The organism is Streptomyces sp. NPDC018000 (assembly GCF_044328025.1).
Taxonomy (GTDB): domain Bacteria; phylum Actinomycetota; class Actinomycetes; order Streptomycetales; family Streptomycetaceae; genus Streptomyces.
Genome location: NZ_JBIRGM010000023.1, coordinates 25111 through 50253, shown reverse-complemented (window position 1 = coordinate 50253; position 25143 = coordinate 25111). Strand labels below are relative to the sequence as shown.

The following is a 25143-nucleotide window of genomic DNA, read 5'->3' as shown; positions in this document are numbered from 1 at the left end:
CCACTCCCGCGCGCTACAACCCTCTTCAACGCGGCAAAACCGACAGCAGTTCGCACACTTGGTTGCGAAGAAGCCTGTGTAACCAATATAACTAGTTACATGCCATTGAGTTGGAAGCTGGTCATCGACAGCACGAATGCACCCGCCCTCGCGGACTTCTGGGCTGCGGCCCTGGAGTACGAGGTGGAAGACCCCAGCGCTCTCATCGAGCAGTTGCTGACCGCCGGCCACATCGGCGAGGAGGCGGTCGTCGAGCACCGTGGTCGCAAGACCTTCCGCGGCTATGCCGCGATCCGCCACCCCGAGGACCCTTTCGACGAGACCAGCGGCGTCGGCCGCGGCCGACGACTGCTCTTCCAGGACGTGCCCGAGGGCAAGGCGGGCAAGAACCGCCTGCACCTCGACGTCCACAGTGAGCCCGGCGGCCTCGACAAGCTGGTGGCCCGGCTGGAAGCCCTGGGGGCCACCTGCGTCCGCGAGGTCGACAAGGGGCCTGCCGGGCACTGGTGGATCATGCAGGATCCGGAAGGCAACGAGTTCTGTGCGGCGTAGGCCGGGCCGCGACCTCCCTCGACCTCACCGTGTGCGCTCGGCCGCCGGCGCCCAGGCCGCCGAGTCACCTCGATCCGCAATCTCGATCCCCGCGCTCTACTGCCAGGTCGCGGTGTCCGGGTCGATGCTGTGGGCGCGCGCGCTGGCGTCGATAATGCGACGGAACCACGTGGCAAGGCCGGCGCGGATGCCGTCGTAGTGGGCAGCAAATGCCGGATCGGCCTCATACATGCGGCCGAGGCAGACCTGCATCTGCCTGGTGAGGGGAAAGTACGAAGCAAAAGCTTCGCGGTGCGACTCGACGAGTTGATTCGCTTCTGGGCTACCAGGTGTGACGCCGGCGTCCATCGCATCCCCGAGGGCGCGGTCAAGGTTGGCAATGACGTCGGCGATGGCCTGCCATTCCTCCGGACCACGAGAGGCTGAGCGTTCGGCGTACTGCCGCCATTGCGTCGTGTCTCCGTAGCGCTGACGGGCTTGGGCGGGCCAGTCCGGGTTCCACTGGGGGCCGAAGATCGCGGCCTGCTGCTCGATGGTGAGCAGCAGGCCGCGCTCGTGGGCGTCGATCATCCGATCCAGTCCGGCGCTGAGCTGCTGGAGGCGTTCGATCCGTTCAGCAACCTGGTTGCGCTGCGCGCGCAACGCGCCGGGCACGTCTGCGGTCGAGTCGTCCAAGATGGTCCGAATCCTGTCCAGGCCGAGACCGATCTCACGGTAGGCGACGATGCGGTGCAGGCGCTCCAGATCACCAGCGGTGTAGAGCCGGTATTTGGCAGCCGTGCGAAGCGACGGTCGCGCCAGACCGATCTCATCCCAGTGGTGCAGCGCGCGGACTGTCACGCCCAGACGCGTCGAGACCTGACCCACGGTCAGGCCATCGGCGTCAGTGGCATCAGGCATGCTCCTCATTGTCGCCGAGACCGACGGCCGGTGGGGTGATCCCGATGGCTTCAAGGTTCCGCGCCTCCTGACTGGCCGGATCAAAGGGCTTCGCCGCGGTGAAAACGATCCGTGCGTTCTCGGGGGTGATCACCTCCACATCGCGGGTGTTCCAGGGAGTATCCCGTGGACCATCGACCGAGTTCGGGCGCAACGAACGACAGGCCTCGACAAGGGGATCGACCTGGCTGAGCACGCCCGAGAAACTGAAGCTCATCGCTGGTGGCTGCTCCGGAACGCTCGCCGCCGTGACGAGGAGTACGTCCTGGAACGCCCACCGGCGCAGATGCACAAGAGTGCCGGGGATGCTGAACAGCTCGAAGAACCCGAGCCCACGAATCCAGAAGTCCGCCGACGCCGCCAAGTCGCTCGTGGGGATCGTCACGAACGCGGGCATTCCATAGATGCCACGGAACTGCTCCGGCGGAACCGCATCCGGGCCGGGAGCGGGCACGGGACTCATCTCAAACGCGTTGTAGTAGTCGCTCATGCACCCCACCTTCCAGCCTCACGCAACGTGAGGGTCAAGCCGGGTGCGTGAATCTCGCTCCACCCCCTCGGGCGCGCGGAAGGCAACGCGCGCCCGAGGTCGGGGTTCTCGGCCGGAACGGAGCCGGCCGAGAACCCCGACCGGCTCAAGATCAACGGGCGGCGGTGGGAGCTGTGTGCGCACGGTAGGAGTGCGGGCGGGTGACGTTGACAGCTCTCGCCCGGGTTCGCCCGGGTACGCATGCCTACGCACAAGGGGAAGCATCATGACCAAGAGCACTGTGCGGACTCCTGCCCCTCCGAGCGTTCTGGTGGATCCGCTGCTCAACCGCGGGGTGGCGTTCACGCAGGCGGAGCGGGATGAGCTGGGCCTGACCGGGCGCCTGCCGTCCGGGGCACTGACGCTGGAGCAGCAGGCGCAGCGCGCCTACCAGCAGTTGCAGGCTCAGGGCGGCGAACTGGCCAAGAACGTGTACCTGGAGCAATTGCACGACCGCAACGAGATCTTGTACTACAAGGTGCTGACCGAGCACCTGGTGGAGTTGCTGCCGATCGTGTACGACCCCACGGTCGGCGAGGCGATCGAGAAGTACTCCCACGAGTACCGCCGTCCGCGCGGCGTCTTCTTGTCGATCGACCGGCCGGATGAGATCGAGAGGGCCTTCGCCACGCTCCAGCTCGGACCCGAGGACGTGGACCTGATCGTGTGCACCGATGCGGAGGAGATCCTGGGTATCGGTGACTGGGGCGTGGGCGGGATCCAGATCTCGGTCGGCAAGCTGGCCGTGTACACCGCGGCAGCCGGCATCGACCCACGCCGCGTCATACCCGTGTCGCTGGACGTGGGCACGGACCGTGAATCATTGCTGAAGGACCCGCTGTACCTGGGCAACCGGCATCCCCGGGTGCGCGGCGCCGACTACGACGCGTTCATCGAGAAGTACCTGATGACCGTGTCGTCGATGTTTCCCGGCGCGCTGCTGCACTTCGAGGACTTCGGCCCCAGCAACGCCCGGCGGATCCTGGAGACCTACGGCGGCACCTACCGGATCTTCAACGACGACATGCAGGGCACCGGTGCGATCACCCTGGCCGCAGCGCTGTCGGCGGTCAAGGCCGGCGGTGTGCCGATGCGGGACCAGAGGCTCGTGGTCTTCGGCGCCGGCACCGCCGGGGTCGGCATCGCCGACCAGCTGCGCGACGCCATGATCCGTGACGGCGCGAGCCCGCAGCAGGCCACCGCACAGGTGTGGCTGATCGACAAGCAGGGCCTGCTCACCCGTGACATGACCGATCTGCGTGACTACCAGCAGCCCTACGCACGCAACCCGGCGGAGGTCGCCGACTGGGCGAGCGACGGCGGCGCGATCTCTCTGCTGGAGACCGTGCGCCGGGTCAAGCCGACCATCCTGCTGGGCACCTCCACCGCACACGGGGCGTTCACCCGCGAGGTCGTCGAGGCCACGGCCGCCGGCACCGAGCGGCCGGTCATCTTTCCGATCTCCAACCCCACCTCGCGCATCGAGGCGATGCCCGCCGACGTCATTGCCTGGTCCAAGGGCAAGGCCCTGGTCGCCGTCGGCATCCCCGTCCCGCCCGTGGACTTCGGCGGTGTGACCTACCAGATTGCTCAGGCCAACAATGCGCTGCTGTACCCAGGCCTGGGTCTGGGCACGATCGTCTCCGGGGCATCGCACGTGACCGCGGGCATGCTGCTCGCGGCCGCGCAGGCAGTGGCCGACCAGGTCGACGTCTCCGCGCCGGGCGCCTCCCTGCTGCCGCCGGTGGCGAACCTGCGGGAGTCCTCCGTGATCACCGCGGCGGCCGTGGTCAGCGCGGCGGTCAGCGAGGGCGCCGCCACCAGCGAACCCGCCGATCCCGGCCAGGCGGTCCGCCAAGCCATGTGGCAGCCCGTCTACACCGACGGAGCGTCATCATGACCCCGCGGCGCTCGGGTGTGAGCGAGGCCGACGAGGGCAGGGACGGCAACGCCCCCAAGATCCTCGACGTCCCTGTCGGCCTGCACGCGACCGGCACCCGGCGCGAGACCGACCCGATGGGTGCCATCGATGTTCCCGCCGACCGCTACTGGGGCGCACAGACCGAGCGCTCGCTGATCCACTTCTCCATCGGGGACGACCGGATGCCCAAGGCCGTCTATCACGCCTACGGCTACGTCAAGAAGGCCGCCGCGATCGTCAACGGGCGGGCCGGGCGGCTGCCGGCCTGGAAGGCCGACCTGATCGAGCGGGTGGCGGACGAGGTCATCGCGGGCAAGCTCGATGACCACTTTCCGCTGTACGTGTGGCAGACCGGGTCCGGAACCCAGTCCAACATGAACACCAACGAGGTGATCAGTAACCGAGCCATTCAACTGGTGGGCGGCGAACTGGGCAGCCAGACGCCCATCCACCCCAACGACCACGTCAACATGGGGCAGTCCTCCAACGACACCTTCCCCACCGCCATGCACATCGCAGCGCTCAAGGCCATCCACGAACGTCTGCTGCCCAGTGCGCGGGCCCTTCAGGAGGCGATCGAGGCCAAGGCAGAGCGGTGGCGCGACGTGGTCAAGATCGGCCGCACCCACCTGGAGGACGCCGTCCCGCTCACCGTCGGGCAGGAATGGTCCGGCTACGCGCACCAGCTGACCCAGGCCATCGACCGGGTCACCGCCTCCGCGCAGGGCCTGTACGAGCTCGCTGCGGGCGGCACCGCGGTCGGCACGGGATTGAACGCCCCACCCCGGTTCGGCGAGCAGGTCGCCGCCGAAATCGCCTCCGCGACCGGCTACCCGTTCATCACCGCCGCCAACAAGTTCGCCGCCCAGGGTGGCCTGGATGCCATGGCCGGCGCCTCGGCCGGGCTGCGAGCGCTGGCCGTGCCGCTGATGAAGATCGCCAACGACATCCGCTGGCTGGCCTCGGGGCCCCGCTGCGGCCTCGGGGAGCTGATCCTCCCGGCCAACGAGCCGGGATCCTCGATCATGCCGGGCAAGGTCAACCCCACCCAGTGCGAGGCCATGGTCATGGTCTGCATCCAGGTGCTCTCCGAGGACACGGCCATCGCCTTCGCCGGCTCACAGGGCAACTTCGAACTCAACGCCATGCGCCCGATCATCATCAGCAACTTCCTGCACGCGACCACCATCCTTGCCGACGCCTGCACCAAGATGCGCCAGTACTGCATAGAGGGCACCCAACTCGACCGCGACCAGATCGACACGTACGTCGACCGGTCACTGATGCTCGTCACCGCGCTCTCACCAGTCACCGGCTACGACAGAGCCTCGGCCATCGCCCACAAGGCCAACGACGAAGGCACCACCCTGCGCGAGGCCGCACTGGCCTCCGGCTACGTCTCCGCCGAAGAATTCGACCGGACCGTCAATCCAGCGGCCATGGTTCGCCCGGCCGAACAGCATGGGTGAACGGTGTCACGCTTCGCACTCGCCGGACTGGAGGGTCATGGCCGATGCTGGAGGGTCATGGTCGATGCATATCCGCCCCCGCCGGGGTAGACCCAGTCGCCGGTCATGGTGGTGCCGTCGGCGTTGAAGGTGCCCTCGAAGTAGGCCGGGCTTCCCTTCGCGCCGGCCCAGATGGTGAGCTTGTCACCGGTCAGTTCGTAGACGTAGTCGAAGGTGTTGCCCATCGAGTCGTAGTACCGCGACACCACGTCAGCGCCGGTCGGCTCGCCGAACGGGCGAAGGTTTCCGATGACCTCCAGGCCGGTGACCGGCTTACCGAACTGGGTGAGTTCGACGTGCTGACTCAGGAAGAACCGGCCGGGCATCCACTCGTACCGCACGGTTCCTTCGGCTCTGCCGGTCACAGTCCAGGTGCCGACCAGGCGGTCCAGGGCTTTCAGTTCGGCGCTCGGCTGGGGCTCAGACATCTCGTCCTCCTTGGTGGGTTCTTGCGGCTACCTCGAAGCCGGAAGCCCGTTCCTGACACCCCACACGTGTGATGTGGATCACGCCGAAGGGATGTCGAGTAACCGGCCCCGGCCACGACGTAGCCAGCGGAACCCACCAAGAAGGAAGTCATGACCGCCGGCCTGGTCGCCTCCACCTGGACGGCGATCCTCGCGCTCTGGCTGCGTCGCGCGCGCTGACCTGCCCTACTATCACCATGCATGATCGGAGAGTGAGCACCGTGAAGTATCTGCTGCTCGGCTACACCTCGGCTGCCGCGTGGGACGCCGCGACCGCCGACGCTCCGACGGAGGAGGCGCTGGCCGCGTTCGCCGCTTACCAGAGATTCGAGAAGGAACTGATCGAAACCGGCGAGTTGGTTGCTACTGAGGGCCTGGGGCACCCGGCCGTCAGTACCACGGTCTACCCGGCCCCGCACGGCGTGACGGCGACCGACGGACCGTTCGCCGAGCTGAAAGAGGTGCTGGCCAGCTTTGCGGTCATCGACGTGGCCGGCCGGGAGCGGGCCGTGGAGATCGCCTCGCGGATCGTGGCGGTGCTGGGCGAGCCGATCGAGATCCGGCCGATCATGGGCGAAGACTTCGCGTCATGACCGGCAGTCCCGCACGAGGCCCGGCGCGGGCGGCGCGCCACAGCGACCGGTGAACGACGGGCCGGACATGCCCCTGGATGTCGAGCACCTGCTGCGCGCCGAAGCACCGCAGGTGCTCGGCGCATTGGTGCGACGCTTCGGCCGCTTCGACATCGCCGAGGACGCGGTACAGGAGACCCTGCTGACGGCAAGCCGGACGTGGCAGGTCCAGGGCGTGCCGGAGAATCCACGCCTCCGCCGGTGACGAACTCGCCCGCATCGACCTGACCGGTGAGGCGATCCGACTGACCCGGATGCTTGGCGCCGCCATGCCGGACGACGCCGAGGTGACCGGCCTGCTGGCGCTGATGCTGCTCACCGAGTCACGGCGCGCGGCCCGCACCGGCGAAGCCGGCGAGCTGGTACCGCTGGACGCGCAGGACCGCACACGGTGGAACCGCGATCTGATCCGTGAAGGCACCCAGTTGATCGACGGAGTCTGGAATCGGTGCGAGACGGGCCCGTACCAGCTGCAGGCGGCGATCGCGGCCCTGCACGCGGCGGCCACGACGCCGGAACGGACGGACTGGCCGCAGATCGCGATGCTGTACCTGTGGCTGGAACGGCTCACCCCAATTGCGCCGGTGCGGCTGAGCCGGGTGGTTGCCGTCGCCCAAGCCTACGGACCGGCTCGAGGGCTGGCGCTACTCGACGACCTCAACCAGCGCCACGGACTGGATCAGGCCCCTCTCACTCGGCAACGGGAACGCGCGGTGCGTGCCCACCTGGTGCAGATGAGCGGCGACGCGGTCGGTGCGACAAGGCTGTACCGCGAGGCAGCCGCCCTGACCGACAACCAGGTCGAGCGCCGCTACCTGCTCGACGAAGTCGACCGCCTCACCTGACCAGCCCGCCGCCCACGACTCCTCCGCGATCCTGAGCAGAACGCTTTCCCCACCTCATCCGACGTACCGAAACACCCTTCTGCTACAGCCCAGTTGTCTTATAGGCGGTCCTTCTTGCAACATCGCCCGGCAGGGACATCCGTACGCGGTCCGGCGCGTTGCACTCGCGCCGCCAGTTCTATCGAGAAGGAGAGTGGATGCAGGAGTGCGCCATGACGCGTTCGAATGTGCAGGAGATCCTCCTGGACAGAGTGCCCGAGACGGCGGAGCCGATCCGGGTTCTGTCGGAAGAGGGGAGCACGAGCGGTGAAGTGCTTCTCTACCCGCTCCTGAGGAACGGGTTCGCCGACCCCCTGGTGATTCCCGCGCTGCGGCGTCCGTCCACACACGAGGATCTCCTGCGCCGCTGCTTCGAATGCGTCGATCTCGGCCTGCGCAGCACGGACAAGACACTGAACGACGCGTTCTGGTTCCAGGTGCTGGAGCCCCTGCTCGACGACCTGGACGTGCTCGACGCGGCATACCCCTGCATGACCGAGGCGACCAGGGAATACGTCCTGGAGAAACTGAGGTACTTCGGAGTCCCGCTCACGCCCCACTGGTCCGCACGGGCCGGGAGCAGCTGACCGGAACGTTCCGGGTGTTGCGGAGCCGGGTGGTGGTCACCTGGGCCGCCGACCGCTGTCCGTGTCGTCCGGCGTGATGGACGAGAACACCTTCTGGCAGCTCATCGACGACTGCCGGCCCGTCCAGCCGGACCGCGACTCGCAACGGCTGGTCGAATCCCTGACTGCACAGCTGCCCGCCGGACCGTTCCCGGCTGCTCCTGACAAGGCGGCGGGCCGCTGGTGCTGAGTTCTTGTCATCACCCACGACGGGCCAGAGCCTGGCTGTCTGTGGTCTGCGTGCCCGAAAGGGCGTGAGAGAGTCAGGAGAGCCAGTCGGTGTAGCGGGTGGGGGCGAGGACAGCGTTCTTGTCGGTGAGGACGTCTCCCTTGACGACGGCGAACATGCCGGCGGTGGGGTCGGTGACGACGGTACGGTTGTCGCGCTTGCGGGACAGGGTGGTCCGGCCCAGCTCGTCCAGGGGGAAGATTTCGGGGCCGGCGATGTTGCGGATGCCGTTCAGTGGGGCGCCCGCGGCGACTTCCGCCACCGCGTTGGCCACGTCCTTGGAGGCGATCGGCTGGATCGGTGTGGCGGGCAACCGGACGGCGTCGCCGTCGGCGGTCCAGGACAGGATGGCGTCCATGAACTCCATGAACTGCGTTGCCCGGACGATCGAGTAGGGGATCGACCCGGCCGCGAGGATGGCCTCCTGGAGCGCCTTGGCCCGGTAATAGTCCAACTCCGGCACCTGGTCCGTGCCGACGATCGAGAGGATGACGAAGTGGCCGACGCCGCCCTTGTGGGCCGCGGCCAGAAGGTTGTCCATCGAGGTCTGGAAGAAGGCCGGGGAGGCTTCGTCGAAGGTCGGGGAGTTTGTCAGGTTGACGACGACGTCGGCTTCCGCCACCGCCTCGTCCAGCCCCTGGCCGCTGATGACGTCGACTCCGGTGGACTGCGAGTGCGGCACAGCCTGGTGCCCGGCGGCGTTCAGATTCTTGACGACCTGTGACCCGATCAGCCCGGTACCGCCGATGACTGCGAACTTCATGACATGCCTTTCGTCGGGAGTGTGTCCGTAATATGGCATATGAGTCACCTGTGGGTGTGGCATGTAAACGGCATTCGCCCGCCGCGATGAGATCCCTCTCGCTCGTTCATCTCGAAGCGGCGACGCGGACTGCTCGCCGACGTCCCCGCCGGCACCGTCACGGAGTCCGGCACACGCACCTACGCACTCAGCGAGCTGGACGGAAGCCCCTTGCGGCGCCCGTGACTGCTCCGTCGGTGCGAAGTCTGTGCGGCGCGGGCCGTGCCGCGCTGCCACGGCTCGGGACGTGGCGAAACATGACAAAGCTGGCGTCCGGACCACCGGCATGCACGTCGTCACGTCGCCGTGAACAAAGCCGCTCTCCCGGCTGCGCTGACCCCACACCGCGGCAGGCTCGTCTGCGCCGGGCTACGAGCCGCGAGGACGTCAGCAAGGCGTCAGCGGTGCATCAACAGGACGTGAACGCCAAGCAGGAGAGCGACTGTCAGGAGAACAGGGGCCGTTCGCCCGCAGGCCTCGGGTCTTTGTCGTGCTCTCACACTTGAGCCTCAATCCGAGCGGCGCGACCACCGGGACCGTGGACAAGACCGACGAGATGAATGTGCTGGTCGACGGCGGCCATATGCCCAACGCGGACACGCTCAACTTCGCGCTCGGCTCCGGCGCGAAGGTGCTCAAGCTCAAGCTTGGCCTGTACAGGAACACGATCGCGGACGCGGTCAGGTCCAGGGTCCAGGCCGACACACAGTCCTGAACACCCGCATACCGGCCGCCCCGACCGGTGGCGCACACCCTCGCGTTGCGGATGCTCTGCCTCCCGTACGCGCGGGGCTCATCGACCGCCGAGCCGCAACGGCCGAATGACTCATACGCTCGGATGTTCACAGGTCGCGAATTCCTTTGCCCGGCACGGGCCCCTGTGCCGCTTCCGACGCCTGATTCTCAGCCGGGCTGCTGGGCCATGACGACCAGACCCGGTCCTTTTTGCTCATCTGCAGGGAGCCTGAGTTCGGCGACCGGGCGCAGTCCAGCCTGCTCGATCAGGTCCACGAGTTGTTCCGGCCGCCATTTGTGTGTCGTCCAACGAACGGGTACACCTCCGTAGGCCTCGGTGCGCAACGCGTCTTCGTCGCCGACGTGTGTTGCAGTGATGAAGTGTCCGCCTGGCTTCAGGGCGCGAGCGAACAGGGCGAGAACCTGAGGAAGGACGTCACGGGGGAGGTTGAACAGTGACCACCACCCGAGCACGCCGCCAAGGGATGCTTCACCAAGGTCGAGGTCGGTGGCAGAGGCGACGCTGAAGCGGCATTGCGGATGAAGACGGCGCGCGTTCTCGATCATGCGAGGGGAGAGATCTACCCCGGACACGTCGAGTCCGCGTTCGGCAAGGTAGGCGGTCACCGTTCCGGGTCCGCAGCCGACGTCGAGGACAGGCCCAAGCTCGCTCACGGTGTCAGCGAAGGCGTCAATTGATGCCTTGAGCCATGGATGGCTACGGATGTCGCCGACTCCCGTCGTCACCACCATGTGGGCGTAGTTGTCGGCCACGCGATCATAGGACTCACGGACCACGTCGAGATCGGCTGGGCGGTCAATATGGTGGGCACGCATCAGCCGATGATAGGAGTGCGCGGCAGCCTACTGGCGGGTTCGCGTCTTCCACTGTCTCCAGTTCTCCGCGGGGGCCGGCCTGGTGGCGACCGCCAGTTGTCTCACGAGGCTTATCGGCTCCAGGTGCCTCCGGCCTCGGAGGCCGGCTTGGCAGTGGTGACCCGGTGACAGCCGACAGCCTCCGCGACGGTCGTGGATACCGGTTACGACGCGCCCCTGTAGCCGGCGCTGGACGGCGCGCTCGCCACCACCGCCATCGCGGCTTGGGAGTTGGACCGTGTGCGGGCCCGGCACGGCATACACCTGAGCAGCCCGCCCCGCCCCGCCCCGGCCCTGACCTGACGGCGCAGCACTGGCACCCTCAGGTCAGGGCACGGTCCCGGGAGGTGGGGCCGCCTTCGACGCCTTCCGTAAGCGGGCCCAGGAGCGGGCCCGCAGAGCTGGACGCGGCCACCCGGCGGCCGGACCGCTACGGCCGGTCGCCGTCGCAGCCGCAGGCCCGGTGGCGTCCGCCGTGCACCGCCGCGTATGCCGAGGGGCGGGGTGCGGCGGCGGCCCGGTCGAGTCGCGCGGCCGCGGCCCGGCCCGCCGAGGTGCGTGCGTCGTGGACGACCCGGCCGCCCACCAGGGTCAGCTCGACACGGGTGTCGCTGATGTCCGACACCGGGCATCGCGTCACATCACGGTCGAGAACGATCAGATCCGCGGCCAGACCGCGCCGGAGCGTTCCCGTCAGGTGGTCCATGCGCAGTTGCCATGCCGTGCCGTGCGTGTGCATGCGCAGCGCCGACGTACGGCTCAGTCCCTCCAGCTCCTGGTAGAGCGGCCCGTCGCCCTCCGCGCCCGTGCGGTCGATCGCCGTGCGGACCTGGTTCCACACCTGGAGCGGGTCCACCGGCCAGTCCGAGCCGCCCGAGAGCCGGGCCCCGTGCCGCTCCAGGGAGCGGGCGGGGTACATCCACCGGTGCCGCTCGGGCCCGATGTACGGCAGCAGGGCGTCCATCGTCCACGTGTCCTGTGCCGCCCACTGGAGCTGCATGCAGGCCACCACGCCCAGCGCGGCGAACCGCCCCAGATCCGCCGGGTCCACCAACTGGAGGTGTGCGATGGTGTTCCGGGCGTCGCGCAGCCCGGTCGTGCGCCGGGCGTACGCGTACCCGTCGAGTGCCGTGCGCACCGCGCGGTCGCCGAGCCCATGGGCGTGCATCTGCCAGTCGGCCCGGTTGAAGGCCGCGGTCAGCCGCCCGTAATCCTGCCCGGAGACATACAGCTCACCCCGGTTGTCCGTCGGGTGTCCGGAACCGTCCAGATAGGGCTCCAGGAGCGCCGCGGTCTGCGCCGGGTACTCGATCACCCCGTCGAGGAACACCTTGATCATCCCGAACCGCAGCCCGGGTACGTCCCGGAAAGCGCGCTGCAGCCCGCGCGCATGGGCGAGCGCCGCCGCCGGGTCCTTCGCCAGGTCCGAGTCGATCCTGATCGCGGGGACGATCCGCTGCAGCAACTTGCCCGCTTTTGCAAGGGCCTGGTACGTCGTCAACTCACGCCGCCCGACCGCCGCGTCCATCATCGTGGTCACCCCGGAGGCCGCTACCTGGGCGAGGACCCGGGAGCAGGCGGCGACCAGTTCGGCCTCGCTCGGCTCCGGGATGTGGCGGGTAACCAGGTCCTGGGCGTCGTCCTTGAGTACCCCGCTGGGCTTCCCGTCCGGCCCCTTCACGATCTTTCCGCCCACCGGATCGGGGGTCGCCGCGGTGATGCCGGCGATCTGAAGGGCACGGGCGTTGACCCAGGCGTTGTGGCCGTCGCCCCCGAGGAGGGCGATCGGACGGCGGGTGGGGAGGGCATCGAGCAAGGAGTGGTGAGGCAGGGTGCCCTGCGGCAGCAGCCCGACCGGGTTCCAGTCCGAGACCACCAGCCAGCCGTCGGGCTCCTGGCCGGGCGAGTCCTTGAGGAAACCCGTGAGAATCGCGAGGAGTTCCTCGGCGGTCGTCTCTGCGCCCTCCAGGGAGGGGCGCAGTGAACGCTCACCCGCGCCGAGCGGGTGCACATGGCCGTCGTGGATGCCGCTCATCACGGTCGCCCCGCGCGCGTCGACGAACTCGGTGTCCCGTCCGGCGAGGCGGCGCAGTTCGCTGCCCCGGCCGGTGGCGAGAATCCGGCCGTCACGCCCGACGGCCACGGCCTCGACGGGGCGGGCGCCGGGCAGCCCGGTGAACACCTGTGCGTTGTGGACGACCAGGGCCGCGGCACTCCGGTGCGAGTGCGAGGCGCCCTGTTGCGCGGCGGCTGCGGGGCCGGCCGCGGCACCCACCAGTCCGGCCGCGCCCGCGGCGAGCACGGTCCGCCGGGCGAAAGAAGAAGTCATGACCACTCCAGAAGTTGAGCTGCGTTGTTGTGGCCGGACCCTCATTGATTAACGCCGTAACCAGAACCCGCCCCGGACGACGGAATCCGCACCGCAATCCATACGATGGCGCCATGTCAGGACCCACCCTCGCCGATGTCGCCCGCGCCGCGGAGGTCTCCACCGCCACCGTCTCGCACGCTCTCAACGGAACCGGTCGGCTTGCCGACGCCACGCGTCGCCGGGTCCGCGAGGTGGCCACCGCGCTCGGCTACGGCGCCCGGAGGCCCCCGCGGACCCCGCGGACCGGGGGAACCCTGGGCGTGGCCGTCACGACGTACGCCGGATCGGCCTGGAACTTTCTTGAAGTTCCGTACTTCGCCCGGCTCCTGACCGCCGCCACCGCCACTGCGCACGCCCACGGCTACGCCCTGACCATCCTCCCCGCCACCTGCGGGGCCGAGACGTCCTGGCACACCCTCACCGTGGACGGCATGCTGCTCCTCGACAGCCCCAAGGACGACCCGGTGCTGCGTGCGCTGCGCGCCCGGGGCATCCCGCTCGTCTTCGACGGCCGACCCATTGCTCGGAGGCCCGAGGACGTCTGGGTGGACAACGACCACACCGCCACCACCCGCGAGGTCCTCCGTCACCTGGCAGCCTCGGACGCCCGGCGGATCGTCCTGCACGCCGGGCACGGCGACGAGCACTACACCCGGGCCGTGACCCGCGCGTACGAGCAGTGGTGCCACGAGCACGGCCGGACGCCACTGGTCCTCACCTTCGACCCGTACGACACCTCGGGCCACGGCTTCGACGCGGTCTTCGCAGCCCGCGCCTGCGACGCTGTCTACACGGTCTACGACCCCGGCGGCCGCCAGGTCCTGGCCGCAGCGGCCCGCCACGGCCTGCGGATACCCGACGACCTCCTCCTCGTCTGCGTCAGCGAGGACCAGGCCTATGCGGAGAACGATCCGCCGGTGAGCACCGTAACCCTGCACCCCGCAACGATTGCCGAGACCGCGGTGACGGCCCTGGTCTCCCGCCTGTCTCCCACCACCCCGCCACCACCTCCTGGTGCCCTGACGGTCCCGGCGGTCCTCCACCCCCGCCGCTCCTCACTGCGAAGACCACGCCACAGCGGTCACCTCGACGGCCGCTGAACTGCACCGCGCGGGCATCGGGCACCCCGGCTGGGCTGGGAGACCGAAGCAGCCCACCGGCTCGGCGACGGGTGCGTGCAGCGGGCGGACCTGGTGATGCGGGCGCCGGCGGACGGGGCGCCGGTGACCGCGCGACCGACGTACGACGGACTCTTCCGCCGGCCGCCGCCAACGCACCTCGTCCTGTTCGTGCAGACCACCATGGGCGACGCCGCCTCGGCCCAGGCCAAGGCGGGCAACAAGGCGGACTGGGTGGTCGCTTCGAACGGCCCCGGTTTGCCGACCGCGTCGTCGAGGAGCCGCTTTCGGCACTCTAATGCCGCGAGCAGCGGCCGGTCGGCCGGCCGACCGGAGGGCGGCACAGGAGGTCGTCGTCGGCCGAACTGGTGCTCAGATAGCGGCCGATGCAAGCGTTGGGCGTGGTTCTGCCTCGTTCGGCGCAGAAGACCAGTGCGGAGCGCCCGTCGGTGAAAGGGCCCGGGGCATAGATCACCCAGTAGCCCGGACGCAACGACGCATAGTCGTCGCTGCGGAGAAACTCCGCTTCGGGCACCGACTGCCGAACCGTGGCGAGCCGTTGATCACGCGCGGCGACGCCCGCGCTGACGGGCTCGGAGTGGAGCTGGGCGATCCAGCGGCCGCCGGACAGGGGAGACTGTTCGACCGGGGCGGCCGATTGCGTCGGATCCGCTGTCGGATCCGCTGTCGGATCCGCCGTTGCGTGTGCTGTCGCATCTGCCGTCCGGTCCGCCGTTGCGGCGGGAGTCCGCCTGGGCGGGGAACTCGGTGCGGTGGTCGGGGATTGTGAGGACGCCGTGCTCGGCGGAGTACCCACTTTGCTGCTCGCCTCGCCGTCTCCCGGACCGCGAGGCATGAGCACCAGCGCGGTCGCCGCTGCGCCTGCCAACATCGCGGTGGTCACGGCGATGACGGCCGGCTTTCGGTTGCGTTGTCGCTCCGACACGGTGGCGGGCCTTGGGCTGTCCAGCTGAGTGGGGGGATGCCCGAGAGGAACAGACGGTGGCACCGAAGCGGTGACCGTCGGCTGCGCCGGGTGGGGCGCCGAGGCGGACTCCACCTGCGCCAGCAATGCGTCCAGCTGCTCCGCGTTCGGGCGGGCCGCCGGGTCCCGTACCAACAGCGCCTGGAATACGGGGGCAAGTGGGCCGGAGCGCACTGGCGACGGTACTGGTTCGTCGAGCACTGCGGCGAGGGTAGCGAGTGTCGTAGCACGCCGCATCGGGCTGACGCCCTCCACGCTCACGTACAGCACCAGGCCGAGCGACCACAGGTCGGAAGCGGGATCGTCGTCGTGGCCGCGGATGCGCTCAGGAGCGATGTACTCGGGTGAGCCGACGAGTTCATGGGTCGCTGTCAGCGAGGTAGAGCCCCGCAGCCCTGCGATTCCGAAGTCGGTGAGCACGGCTGTTCCGTCGACGCGCAGCAGAATATTGGCGGGTTTGACGTCCCGGTGGTGTATGCCGGCCATATGGGCGGCCTTCAGTGCGGACAACAGTTGTCGGCCCATGCGGGCCGCTTCTACGCACGTCATCGGGCCCTCCGAGAGCCGTTCCTGGAGGGAGCGGCCGGAAACCAGCTCCATCACCAGCCACGGGTGCGGATCCGCATCCACGATGTGATGGATGGTCACGACGTTGGGGTGGTTGAGCCGGGCCAGCGCCCGTGCCTCGCGCAGAACACGCTCGCGCGAGACATTCGACGCCTCTGCGTCCGACCGCACGGCCTTGAGTGCGACGTCCCGGTACAGCACGGTGTCGCTCGCCCGCCAGACCGTGCCCATTCCGCCACTTCCCAACTGTTCGATCAGTCGGAAGCGTCCGTCTATCAGTTGTCCCCCTGTGCCCATGCGCGACAGGGTAGGGGCTGGGCCAAATCTTGATCAAGTTCACGGAAAAGCTGTTGGGATGGCTCGCGCGGACATGGCGGACGAACAGTAGGAGCGGTCAGAGCCGTCGTTGCCGGACGGTTCGACCTTGCTGCCGGACAGAACCTGTCGCCGGAGGCGAAGGTTCGCGTAGGGACGCGGCCAGTGTTCTTGACCTTCCCCGCTGGCGAGCCAGGATGTTAACTCATGTGTCTTGCCTGAGGAGTTGGTACGGATCAGCGTCTGGCGTCCACGTCGGTACTTCTTCGGCAGTTGGGCCAGGGTCGGTTGGGCCGCGGTGATGTGGTCGGCGGTGATGTTGCTGCCCGCGGTGCCCGGCCTCAGTAGTTTGGCCACCGGCTCCCCGCTCCCGCCGCATCCGTGATCGCCCCAGGGTTACTCGCTGGACCGAGATTTCTTTCGTGGTAAAGTACCGGCATGCTTATCGAGGTTGACAGACCGTAGCCGCCGGGCGTCCATGACGCTATCGGCATGTGCCACTGACTCCGGTCGGCAATGGCCAGGATGTGGATTACGCGCATGGTTACGCATTTTCGCGCTTGGAAGTGCGTACCTTGGCACGCCTTTGGCCGGCGCGCCGCACATTCCTTTTCCTCCTGTCGGAGTGCCCCGAATCAGCCTCCTCTCGTGACGCGTTCACAGCATGCACTGGCTCCTTTTCAGTGACGTAGAAATTCTTACAAGCCGTGATTCCTCCGGTCCGGAATCGGACCGGCATGGCTGACGTCGTTCGAGGAGTGCAATGTGCGGTTCCGCTGTGCGGTTCCGTCTTGTGTTCCCGTCATCATGCGTCGGACGGCGCCTATTCCTATCGAGGATTTCCTCTCGTCAGCACCTCGCCTGGTCCTCCGGGAGAGAGATCACGTGGAAGATTGTGAGCATCACCTCATGACGAACCAGCACCATGCGAACACATCGAGTGACCGGGCTCGACGGTCCCGCGTCGCACTCGCCAACCCTCCCCCCGGTACCCGGCTCGCGCGCATTCGGGAGCATCTCGAATCGATGGGCGCGCCCGACTTCCGCTATCGGCAGTTCGTGAGCGCCCTTCGCCGCGCGGAAGCCGAGACCTTCGACGCCGTTCGCGAGTTGCCCGCCGAACTCAGGGCGGGACTCACCGAGAAGTTCGGGCCGCGCATACTTCCCATCGTTCCGGTCGCCCACCAATCAGGGGACCAGGTCGAAAAGGTCGTCTTCGAGTCGGATCCGGGAATCCGTTTCGAGACCGTTCTCTCCCGCTACAGGGCCGGATGGACTTCTCTCTGTGTCTCGTCACAGGCCGGATGCGGACTGGGCTGCACTTTCTGCGCCACGGCCGCCGTCGGCCTCGCCAGGAACCTGACGGCCGACGAGATCTACGCGCAGGTCATGCATCCGCATTGGCGGCTTCCGGACAGATCCCTGCCGGAGAGCGTGGCGTTCATGGGCATGGGCGAGGCACTGGCCAACCCGCATGTGTTCGATGCACTGTGCCTGCTTTCGGAAACCGGTTACGGGGAACTGTCGCAACGCCGTATCACCGTTTCCACTGTGGGCTTCGCGCCCAATCTGTCCAGGCTTACCAAGGAATACCCAAAGGTCACGATCACGCTGTCCGTGCATTCACCGTTCACGGACGAACGTGCGCAACTGATACCGCTGGAGAAAAGATTCCCCCTTGCCGAGAACCTGGCGATTCTGGATGATCACGCGGGCACGGCACGCCGCAAGATCTACCTCGCGTATCTGCTGATCGCCGGCGTCAACGACACCGAAGACCACTTGCATCAGCTTGCCCGACTCGTGGCGTCGCGATCCCGGCCGGAACTTTTCCACGTGAGCGTGATCCGGTACAACCAGGCCCTGGGGGCACATCCCGCCTACCAGGCGCCCTCGAAGACACATGTCAGTCAGTTCGTCGCAGGCTTGCGTGAACGTGGCATCCACGCCACCAGACGGCGCCAGCTCGGCTCGTCCATCGATGCCGCCTGCGGCCAACTGCACGCCCGATACGCAGCCCCCGCCCCTCCCAGCGGCCCCCTCACCGTTCTTCCGCCGATAAGTCCCGCCGAGGACCGACTGCTGCAGATCGGACGGCCGGGCCGGCCGGAGTCTCGTCGGGCGGCAACCGGCTGAAGCGCGGAACGGGGCATCGGTACGACGGCCGGAGGCGCGTGCTTTTGTCCCGGCATCGGCCGTCCGCATCATGCACAGCACAACGGCCGTCGGTGGTCCATGCCCCGCCCCGGCGCCCGTGATACCGCCCCGTAGTCCTGGAGGACATATGAACAACCAACGTGACCGAGGTCAGCACACGGTCCCGCCCGTGCCCTTCGACCCGGAACTGAACCCCACCCTGGAGAAACTGGGACCCCCGCACGAGAACGCGCCCGCGTCGGCCGACCGGATTCCCCGATGGCGCACGCACCTCGCGAAAGCGGACCCGACACTCGACGAGCTGCGCGACCGGGGCAGGTTCGAAATCCACGAACGACGCGTGCCCGGCCCGGCCGGGGCGCCGGACGTGTCACTGCTCGTCGCACGGCCCGCCGGGTTGTACCAAGGCGCACCGGTCATCTACCACATGCACGGCGGAGGCCTGATCAGCGGAACCAGCCGGACCGGGATGGAGACGATATTGCGGGAGTGGGCCGAACCCCTCGAACTCGTTGTCGTCTCCGTCGACTACCGACTGGCCCCGGAGTTCCCGTACCCGGCGTCGATCGAGGACTGTTACGCCGGGCTGGTGTGGATCTCCCGCCATGCCGCAGCCCTCGGCGGGGATCCGCAGCGCATCGTCATCGCGGGTGGTAGTGCCGGCGGAGGTCTTACCGCCGCTCTCGCGCTGATGGCGCGAGACCGTCAAGGTCCCCGGGTAATAGGTCAGTTGATGATGTGTCCGATGCTCGACGACCGTAACGACAGCCTTTCCGGCCACCAGATGGCGGGCCGCGGAGTATGGGATCGGCACGCCAACGATCTGGGCTGGGCCTCTCTCCTCGGTGAGGCCCGGGGGAGCGCACATGTCTCCGTGTACGCCGCTGCGGCCCGCGCGGCGGACCTCTCGGGGCTGCCCCCCGCCTATGTCGACGTCGGTGCCGCGGAGACCTTCCGCGACGAGAACGTCCTGTACGCGACGCGTATCTGGCAAGCGGGCGGTGACGCCGAACTGCACGTCTGGGCCGGCGGATTCCACGGCTTCGATCAACTGGCACCTCACACCAACATTGCGAGGGATGCCCGTCACGCCCGGTTCCGCTGGCTGTGTCGCCTTCTGAACCGCTGAACGCACGGCATACGGGCGAGCCGCACGGGCCCGCCCGTAGGTGCCCCACGGGCTCGACCTGCCGGGAGGCGCGCAACACCCAGTGTGACGCGCCTGGGTCAGGACTGGGAACAGGCCGCCGCTGTGTTCTCCCGATGTCCGCGTCCCGGTGCCAGCCGGATCTCGCGGCCCTGCCACCGTCGGCGCAGCCAGCGGTCGTGGCTCGCGAGTACGATCGCGCCGGAACCGGTCCCCAGGGCGGCCTCCAGCTCGTCGCACAGGCGCGGGGAGAGATGGTTGGTGGGCTCGTCGAGGAGCAGCAGCTGGGGCGGTCGGGCCACCAGGAGGGCCAGCGCGAGCCGCCGACGCTGCCCGACGGACAGCCGGCCGACGGGTTTGTCCAAGTCCGCCGCGTGCATCAGACCGAGCGAGCTCAGCGGCACCTTCTCGGCCCGTGCCGGGCCCAGCGACATCTCGTAGGTGTCACGGGCCGTGCGGTCGGGCCTGTCGAAGACGGTGTCCTGGGCGAGCAGCCCCACCGTCAGGCGGTGCCGTCTGCGCACCTCGCCTTCGGCGGCGAAACGTCCGGCGAGCACGGCGAGCAGCGTCGACTTGCCTGCTCCGTTGCTGCCAGTGATCAGCAGCCGGTCGGTCGCCGACACCTCCAGGGTGTCCAGTGCAAGCCGGCCGGGCACTCGTACGTCCCGAAGGGACACCAGGGGCTGAGGGCCTTCCTCCGCCCGCGCGGCCAGTGCCCCGGCCGCGAACCGCAGTGGGCGCGGCGGCTCGGCGACCTGGGCGCGCTCCAGTTCCTCCAGCCGCCGTGCGGCGTTGCGTACCCGGCGGGAGATCTGATTCTGCACCCGGCCCGCCCGGTGGCCGTAGCCCATCTTCTCGTTGTCGCGCCGTCCGCGGTCCGGCGCGACCAGGTGCGCGGTCACGCCCACCGCGCGGCGCAGTTCCTCCAGCTCCTCCTGTTCCTCGGCGTACCGCCGTTCCCAGCGCTCCCGCTCTGCGCGCTTCTCGCTCAGGTAGGCGCTGTAGTTGCCGCCGTAGCGGACCGGGCCGTCCACCGCCGGGTCGAGGTCGACCAGGTCGGTGCAGACGGCGTCGAGGAACGCCCGGTCGTGGCTGGCTGCCACCACGGTTCCGGGCAGGCCGCGGATCTGCTCCTCCAGGAAGGCGGCGGCGCCGTCGTCGAGATGATTGGTCGGCTCGTCCAGCAGCAGCGCCGACGGACGCCGCACGAGCAGCGCGGCCAGGGCGAGCCGGCCGCGCTGCCCTCCGGACAACGAGCCGAGCGTACGGTCGTGACCGAGCGCGCCGAGGCCCAGCCCGTCCAGCACCAGGGCCGCGCGGCGGTCCGCGTCCCAGGACTCCCGGTCCTGGGCCTGCTCAAGTCGCCTGCCGTAGGTGTCGAGGAGTTCCTGGTGACCAGGAGCGTCCTCGGGGACACGAGCGAGTTCCTCACTGAGCCGTTCGAGCTCCGCGAGGTCGTCACGGGCCTCGCGCAGCGCCTCGTCCAGCATCGCAGCGATGGTCGAGTCGGCGTCGAAGGGCATCTCCTGGTGCAGGAAACCGAGGTCGCCGGGCCGCGAGACGCTTCCCGCGTCGGGTTCGTCCACGCCGGCCAGCACCCGCAGCAGGGTGGACTTGCCGACGCCGTTCTCCCCGATCAGGCCGATGCGGTGGCCGGGGGAGGCAGTCAGGGAGACGCCGTCGAGGACACGTCGGCCGCCGAGGTTGCGGACGAGGCCATGGGCGAGCAGAGCGGGCTGGGACACAGGGATCCGTCCAACGTGATCGGTGGTCGGCCCGCCGGGCGCACGGCCTCGGACGCGGGCCACTTCACACGCCGCCGACTCACACTGCGGGGGCTCCGGTCTCCTTGACCGCTCCGTCGGCCACCCGCAGCCAGCGGTTCACCCCGATCTCGGCGAGGAACCGCTCGTCGTGACTGACCACCATGAAGGCGCCCTGGTAGGAGTTGAGCGCGCTCTCCAGTTGGCCCGCGCTGACCAGGTCGAGGTTGTTGGTCGGCTCGTCGAGCAGGAGCAGATGGGGGGCCGGTTCGGCGCACAGCACGCAGGCCAGGGTGGCACGCAGCCGCTCGCCACCGGAGAGCACCCCGACCGGCAGGTGCGCCCGCGCGCCCCGGAAGAGGAAGCGGGCGAGCAGGTTCATCCGCTCCGTCTCGGGCCGCTCGGGAGCGAACGCGGCGAAGTTCTCCGCCACGGTGCGGTCCGTGTCCAGCAGGTCCAGGCGCTGCGAGAGATAGGCGATCCGGCCGTCGTTGCGCTTGATCTCCCCGCTGTCCGGGGCGAGATCGCCGGTCACCAGACGCAGCAGGGTGGTCTTGCCCGCACCGTTGGGCCCGGTCAGCGCGATGCGCTCGGGGCCGCGGATGGTCAGGTCGATGCCGCCGTCGGCGAACACGGCCTTGCCGGCGTGGTGGACCTGCATCCCCTTGCCGAGGAAGAGGTTGCGCCCGGCGGGCACCTGCGTGTCAGGCAACTCCAGGGTGATGCGCTGTTCCTCGCGCAGCGCGCGTCCGGCATCGTCGAGCCGGGCCTTGGCCTCGCTGACCCGGGCCGCGTGCATCTGGCCGGCCCGGCCCGCAGACTCCTGCGCGCCGCGCTTCATGTTGCCGGCGAAGATGCGCGGCAGGCCGGCGTTCTTGAGGTTGCGGGCGGCGTTGCTCGCGCGGCGCTCGGCGCGTTCGCGGGCCTGCTGCATCTCCCGCTTCTCCCGCTTCAGCTCCTGCTCGGCGTTGCGGATGTTCTTCTCGGCGACCTCCTGCTCCGCGCGGACGGCCTCCTCGTACTCGGTGAAGTTGCCTCCGTAGAAGCGTAGTTCGTCGCTGCCGAGTTCGGCGATGCGCTCCATGCGGTCGAGCAGCGCGCGGTCGTGGCTGACCAGCAGCAGACAGCCGTTGAAGTCCGACAGCACGTCGTAGAGCTTGTGCCGGGCCTCCAGGTCGAGGTTGTTGGTCGGCTCGTCGAGCAGCAGCACATCGGGGCGCTTGAGCAACTGGGCGGCGAGGCCGAGGGAGACGACCTGGCCGCCACTGAGCGTGCTCAGGCTGCGGTCCAGGGCAAGGTCGGCCAGTCCGAGACGGTCGAGCTGCGCGCGGGTGCGCTCCTCGATGTCCCAGTCGTCGCCGATGGTGGTGAAGTGCTCCTCGCTCACGTCACCGGACTCGACGGCGTCCAGGGCGCGGATCACCGCGGCGACGCCGAGCACCTCGGCGACCGTGAGGTCGCCGGTCAGGGGAAGGCTCTGCGGGAGATAGCCCAGCGTCCCGTTGACCGACACCGAGCCGGTGGCGGGTTTGAGTTCGCCGGCGATCAGCTTGAGCAAGGTGCTCTTGCCGGAGCCGTTGGGGGCGACCAGGCCCGTACGGCCGGGGGTCACGGTGAAGGACAGGTCGTTGAAGACCGGGGTGTCGTCAGGCCAGGTGAAGGAGAGGTTCGAGCAGACGATGGCGGCATCGGACATGGGGCGACCTCGGAGAATTGAGGGCAGACAGACCTCTGCCCTGGGCAGTGTGGAAAAAGGGGTACGACAAACGGGCCACCCCAGCAGCGCTCCTGAGCGCCGTCCGGTGGCCGGTCAACTCCGGATCTCACCCGGAGATGTCGTCTTCACCCACCACGTCTGCGACTCCTCGATTAAACGGTCCAGGTCACTCACAGCCTAGCAGGTGTCGCTCCCGGCCCCGGCCCAGGCCGGGGCCTCATACATGTGTATGCATCGGCATGTGTCGGGCGACAGCTGAGCCTTCCACGGTCACCCCTGGAAGTCGTCCGCGTCGATGGTGTCGTCACCGGCGGGCTGACAGCCCTGTGCGGTCGTGCCGTTCCCGGCAAGCGATCGGCACGACCGCACAGGATGCGCGCCCCTCTGGCATGGAGGCTGGGAGTTGCTCGATCTCCCCAAGTCCACAACAGGCAGCATGCCCGACCCGGGGCTATCCGTTTTGAGGCGTGCGGGCTGCTTGGGTCGCCCAGGGCCCGGCGTGAGGAGGTCGTGGGGTGCCGGCCGCCGCCACATCGCCGCTGAGTTGTTCCAGGGCTATCGCTCCCGGCCCCGCTCGGCTGTTACAAGACAGCGACAAAGCCCCGATGAACGTCTGCCGTCGCTGTGTCGTCGTTTCTAGTGACTACGCCAATCGACACGTAGGTGCCCTTTGGCGCGAAAGGATGTTCTCACCATAGAAAGGGGCAGATCTGTGATGGTCTCGAAGCGGCGCTCCCTGCGCCTAGCCGTCGTCGGTGTCCTCGGCGCGGCCTCCCTCGCCCTCGCGGGCACTGCGATGGCAGCAACCCCGGCCGCGCACACCGTAACCCCGGCCGTCGTGGCGCAGAAGGCCGTGCCCGCCAAGGCCGGCATCACGGCCAAGCCGTCGGTGTCCTCCATCCGCGCCTGGCAGCTGTTCCACGTCACGGGCCAGACCACCGGTCTCAAGGTGGGCAGCAAGGTGACCCTTCAGCAGAAGCAGCACGGCAAGTGGGTCAGCCTGCCCGCGTCTACGAGCATCTCGCGGAACGGCTCCTACTCGCTCGGCGTCAAGCTCGGGCTGAAGGGCAAGAACGACCTGCGCATCATCAGCGGCACCACGGCCTCGCCAGTCTTCAACGTGACCGTCCGCTGAGACGCGCCGCCACCACGACAGAGGTGGGCTGCCGGCACCGGGGTGTCTCACCTGCCCCGGTGCCCGCACCGGACGCAACCGTCGGCGACATCGCCGCGCCCCGCCTGAGTCACCGATCTCGACCCGCGCATGTGGGGAGCGATCGCGGGGAGTGGCCCTGTACGGTCCGCCGACCGCGGCCGACCCGTGAGAAGTAACCGTTATCGGCGGAGACTGTCTTCGCCGCGTCCGGCCCGTACGCGCAGGGGATGACCGATACGGGCGGACGGCCCCGACCATCACGGAGGCGGTTGAGCGGCAGACCCGTGTGCGATGCGCGCGCTCAGTGCCAAGGCGTTCCCCGATCCGGAGAGGGTGCTGGACGATGCGCCGGCTTCGGCCGTCTGCCTGGAGAACACCGTGATCCCGCCTTGCCACATCGGCTCCCTGTCAGACCGCTTCGGCAACAGCATGATTGGACCCCAGCACGTGGAGATCCTGGACACCGAGGAGCAAGGAACGGTTCGATGCCGAGTTCGTCAAGGCGGTCAAGGGCACCGGCATCAGCCGTCGACCAGGTGAGGTCGGTACTGGATCTTCTTGAGGCTGCGCTTTACGGCGGTGGCCAGTTGGTCGAGGTTTTTGGCGGCGAGGTTACCGATGGCCGCGCTCTTGATCGTGCAACCGCGTTCGGCGGGACGATGCGTCGTCGTGGTCGTTGTTCCTGCCGCCGGACGAGATGCTCGCCGCCCTTGATCCGGCCACCGGCAAGCTGTACTACCTCATCCGCCCGCGTAAGTGCTGGCGGGAGTTCCTCGGCAACTTCGCCCCTGACTCACCCATCCGATCACGGACCAATTACCCGGCCAGGGCCGTGTGACGAACCACCAGCCATAGTGTCCCAAGCCGCCACCGCCAGGCCGGCTACCGGAAGAATCCCTCAGGCTCGTGTCCCTCCTTCAGGTCAACGACACAGCGACCGTCATCTGTGATGACACAGCATGGCCAACGTCAAGGTCTATCGTCGTAGACGGCGTACTCACCCCGCCCAGTGCCTGCGGTACCTGGCGGGACGTGGGCTGGATGATTCCGAGGCTGCCCAGCCCCGCGACCCCGCCCCCATTTGCCGACCGGTCCAAGGGGTGAAGTGACTGCGATCGGGGGGAGTGGACGGACGGACCGGGTGCTC

General features: G+C 68.4%; 21 protein-coding genes and 2 pseudogenes. 13 read left to right on the top strand and 10 right to left on the bottom strand.

The window, feature by feature from the left end; all coding sequences use genetic code 11:
- Positions 1–99: 99 nt before the first annotated feature.
- Positions 100–552 carry a VOC family protein gene (locus ACH4EW_RS28560; protein WP_398261758.1) on the top strand — a complete coding sequence of 151 codons (453 nt, stop codon included), beginning with the start codon at positions 100–102 and terminating at the stop codon, positions 550–552.
- 96 nt (positions 553–648) lie between these two features.
- Here the strand turns inward: ACH4EW_RS28560 and ACH4EW_RS28555 are convergent, their stop codons facing one another.
- Complete coding sequence (locus tag ACH4EW_RS28555; protein WP_398261756.1) at positions 649–1452, bottom strand: MerR family transcriptional regulator; 804 nt, start codon at positions 1450–1452, stop codon at positions 649–651.
- Positions 1445–1981 carry a VOC family protein gene (locus tag ACH4EW_RS28550; protein WP_398261754.1) on the bottom strand — a complete coding sequence of 179 codons (537 nt, stop codon included), beginning with the start codon at positions 1979–1981 and terminating at the stop codon, positions 1445–1447. Before ACH4EW_RS28550 ends, ACH4EW_RS28555 begins: the two co-directional genes overlap by 8 nt.
- A gap of 265 nt (positions 1982–2246) precedes the next feature.
- Here ACH4EW_RS28550 and ACH4EW_RS28545 point away from each other — a divergent pair, with 265 nt between their 5' ends.
- On the top strand, positions 2247–3920 hold the full coding sequence (locus ACH4EW_RS28545) for an NAD-dependent malic enzyme (protein ID WP_398261752.1): 1674 nt from the start codon (positions 2247–2249) through the stop codon (positions 3918–3920).
- Entirely contained in the window at positions 3917–5410 is a 1494-nt protein-coding gene (gene fumC / locus ACH4EW_RS28540; protein ID WP_398261750.1) for a class II fumarate hydratase, read from the top strand. Before ACH4EW_RS28545 ends, fumC begins: the two co-directional genes overlap by 4 nt.
- A gap of 35 nt (positions 5411–5445) precedes the next feature.
- On the opposite strand, the gene ACH4EW_RS28535 is transcribed toward fumC, so the two are convergent.
- On the bottom strand, positions 5446–5877 hold the full coding sequence (locus tag ACH4EW_RS28535; protein WP_398261748.1) for a hypothetical protein: 432 nt from the start codon (positions 5875–5877) through the stop codon (positions 5446–5448).
- A 251-nt stretch (positions 5878–6128) separates the two neighbouring features.
- Between ACH4EW_RS28535 and ACH4EW_RS28530 the strand changes: the two genes are divergently transcribed.
- The 4 genes and pseudogenes from ACH4EW_RS28530 (at position 6129) to ACH4EW_RS28515 (ending at position 8248) form a co-directional block, all read left to right on the top strand.
- A complete protein-coding gene (locus tag ACH4EW_RS28530) occupies positions 6129–6509 on the top strand; it encodes a YciI family protein (RefSeq protein WP_398261746.1) in 381 nt (126 codons plus the stop codon).
- A gap of 67 nt (positions 6510–6576) precedes the next feature.
- Positions 6577–7393: pseudogene (locus ACH4EW_RS28525) on the top strand (DUF6596 domain-containing protein).
- A 212-nt stretch (positions 7394–7605) separates the two neighbouring features.
- Positions 7606–8019, top strand: a complete 414-nt coding sequence (locus tag ACH4EW_RS28520) for a hypothetical protein (protein WP_398261744.1) — start codon at positions 7606–7608, stop codon at positions 8017–8019.
- A 76-nt stretch (positions 8020–8095) separates the two neighbouring features.
- Positions 8096–8248 carry a hypothetical protein gene (locus ACH4EW_RS28515; RefSeq protein WP_398261742.1) on the top strand — a complete coding sequence of 51 codons (153 nt, stop codon included), beginning with the start codon at positions 8096–8098 and terminating at the stop codon, positions 8246–8248.
- A 73-nt stretch (positions 8249–8321) separates the two neighbouring features.
- Here ACH4EW_RS28515 and ACH4EW_RS28510 read toward each other — a convergent pair whose 3' ends face one another.
- The gene (locus ACH4EW_RS28510) at positions 8322–9050 is read right to left on the bottom strand and encodes an SDR family oxidoreductase (RefSeq protein WP_398261740.1); all 729 of its coding nucleotides are present in this window, start codon (positions 9048–9050) and stop codon (positions 8322–8324) included.
- Between the two features lie 529 nt (positions 9051–9579).
- Here ACH4EW_RS28510 and ACH4EW_RS28505 point away from each other — a divergent pair.
- The gene (locus tag ACH4EW_RS28505; RefSeq protein WP_398261738.1) at positions 9580–9804 is read left to right on the top strand and encodes a hypothetical protein; all 225 of its coding nucleotides are present in this window, start codon (positions 9580–9582) and stop codon (positions 9802–9804) included.
- A gap of 188 nt (positions 9805–9992) precedes the next feature.
- Here the strand turns inward: ACH4EW_RS28505 and ACH4EW_RS28500 are convergent, their stop codons facing one another.
- On the bottom strand, positions 9993–10661 hold the full coding sequence (locus ACH4EW_RS28500; protein ID WP_398261736.1) for a methyltransferase domain-containing protein: 669 nt from the start codon (positions 10659–10661) through the stop codon (positions 9993–9995).
- 469 nt (positions 10662–11130) lie between these two features.
- A complete protein-coding gene (locus tag ACH4EW_RS28495; protein WP_398261734.1) occupies positions 11131–13029 on the bottom strand; it encodes an amidohydrolase in 1899 nt (632 codons plus the stop codon).
- Positions 13030–13142: 113 nt separating this feature from the next.
- Here ACH4EW_RS28495 and ACH4EW_RS28490 point away from each other — a divergent pair, with 113 nt between their 5' ends.
- The gene (locus ACH4EW_RS28490; RefSeq protein ID WP_398261733.1) at positions 13143–14171 is read left to right on the top strand and encodes a LacI family DNA-binding transcriptional regulator; all 1029 of its coding nucleotides are present in this window, start codon (positions 13143–13145) and stop codon (positions 14169–14171) included.
- 313 nt (positions 14172–14484) lie between these two features.
- Here the strand turns inward: ACH4EW_RS28490 and ACH4EW_RS28485 are convergent, their stop codons facing one another.
- Both ACH4EW_RS28485 and ACH4EW_RS28480 read right to left on the bottom strand, forming a co-directional pair.
- On the bottom strand, positions 14485–16038 hold the full coding sequence (locus ACH4EW_RS28485) for a protein kinase (RefSeq protein WP_398261731.1): 1554 nt from the start codon (positions 16036–16038) through the stop codon (positions 14485–14487).
- 204 nt (positions 16039–16242) lie between these two features.
- Positions 16243–16443: pseudogene (locus ACH4EW_RS28480) on the bottom strand (IS1380 family transposase); the annotation flags it as partial.
- Between the two features lie 639 nt (positions 16444–17082).
- On the opposite strand from ACH4EW_RS28480, the gene ACH4EW_RS28475 reads away from it, so the two are divergent.
- Both ACH4EW_RS28475 and ACH4EW_RS28470 read left to right on the top strand, forming a co-directional pair.
- On the top strand, positions 17083–18192 hold the full coding sequence (locus ACH4EW_RS28475; protein WP_398261729.1) for a radical SAM protein: 1110 nt from the start codon (positions 17083–17085) through the stop codon (positions 18190–18192).
- Between the two features lie 148 nt (positions 18193–18340).
- Positions 18341–19342 carry an alpha/beta hydrolase gene (locus ACH4EW_RS28470; protein ID WP_398261727.1) on the top strand — a complete coding sequence of 334 codons (1002 nt, stop codon included), beginning with the start codon at positions 18341–18343 and terminating at the stop codon, positions 19340–19342.
- Between the two features lie 98 nt (positions 19343–19440).
- Here ACH4EW_RS28470 and ACH4EW_RS28465 read toward each other — a convergent pair whose 3' ends face one another.
- Together ACH4EW_RS28465 and abc-f are read right to left on the bottom strand one after the other, a co-directional pair.
- On the bottom strand, positions 19441–21105 hold the full coding sequence (locus ACH4EW_RS28465; protein WP_398261725.1) for an ABC-F family ATP-binding cassette domain-containing protein: 1665 nt from the start codon (positions 21103–21105) through the stop codon (positions 19441–19443).
- A 79-nt stretch (positions 21106–21184) separates the two neighbouring features.
- Positions 21185–22819 carry a ribosomal protection-like ABC-F family protein gene (abc-f, locus tag ACH4EW_RS28460; RefSeq protein ID WP_398261722.1) on the bottom strand — a complete coding sequence of 545 codons (1635 nt, stop codon included), beginning with the start codon at positions 22817–22819 and terminating at the stop codon, positions 21185–21187.
- Between the two features lie 736 nt (positions 22820–23555).
- Here abc-f and ACH4EW_RS28455 point away from each other — a divergent pair.
- Both ACH4EW_RS28455 and ACH4EW_RS28450 read left to right on the top strand, forming a co-directional pair.
- The gene (locus ACH4EW_RS28455) at positions 23556–23975 is read left to right on the top strand and encodes a hypothetical protein (protein WP_398261720.1); all 420 of its coding nucleotides are present in this window, start codon (positions 23556–23558) and stop codon (positions 23973–23975) included.
- Between the two features lie 697 nt (positions 23976–24672).
- Entirely contained in the window at positions 24673–24834 is a 162-nt protein-coding gene (locus ACH4EW_RS28450; protein ID WP_398261718.1) for a hypothetical protein, read from the top strand.
- Positions 24835–25143: the final 309 nt, after the last annotated feature.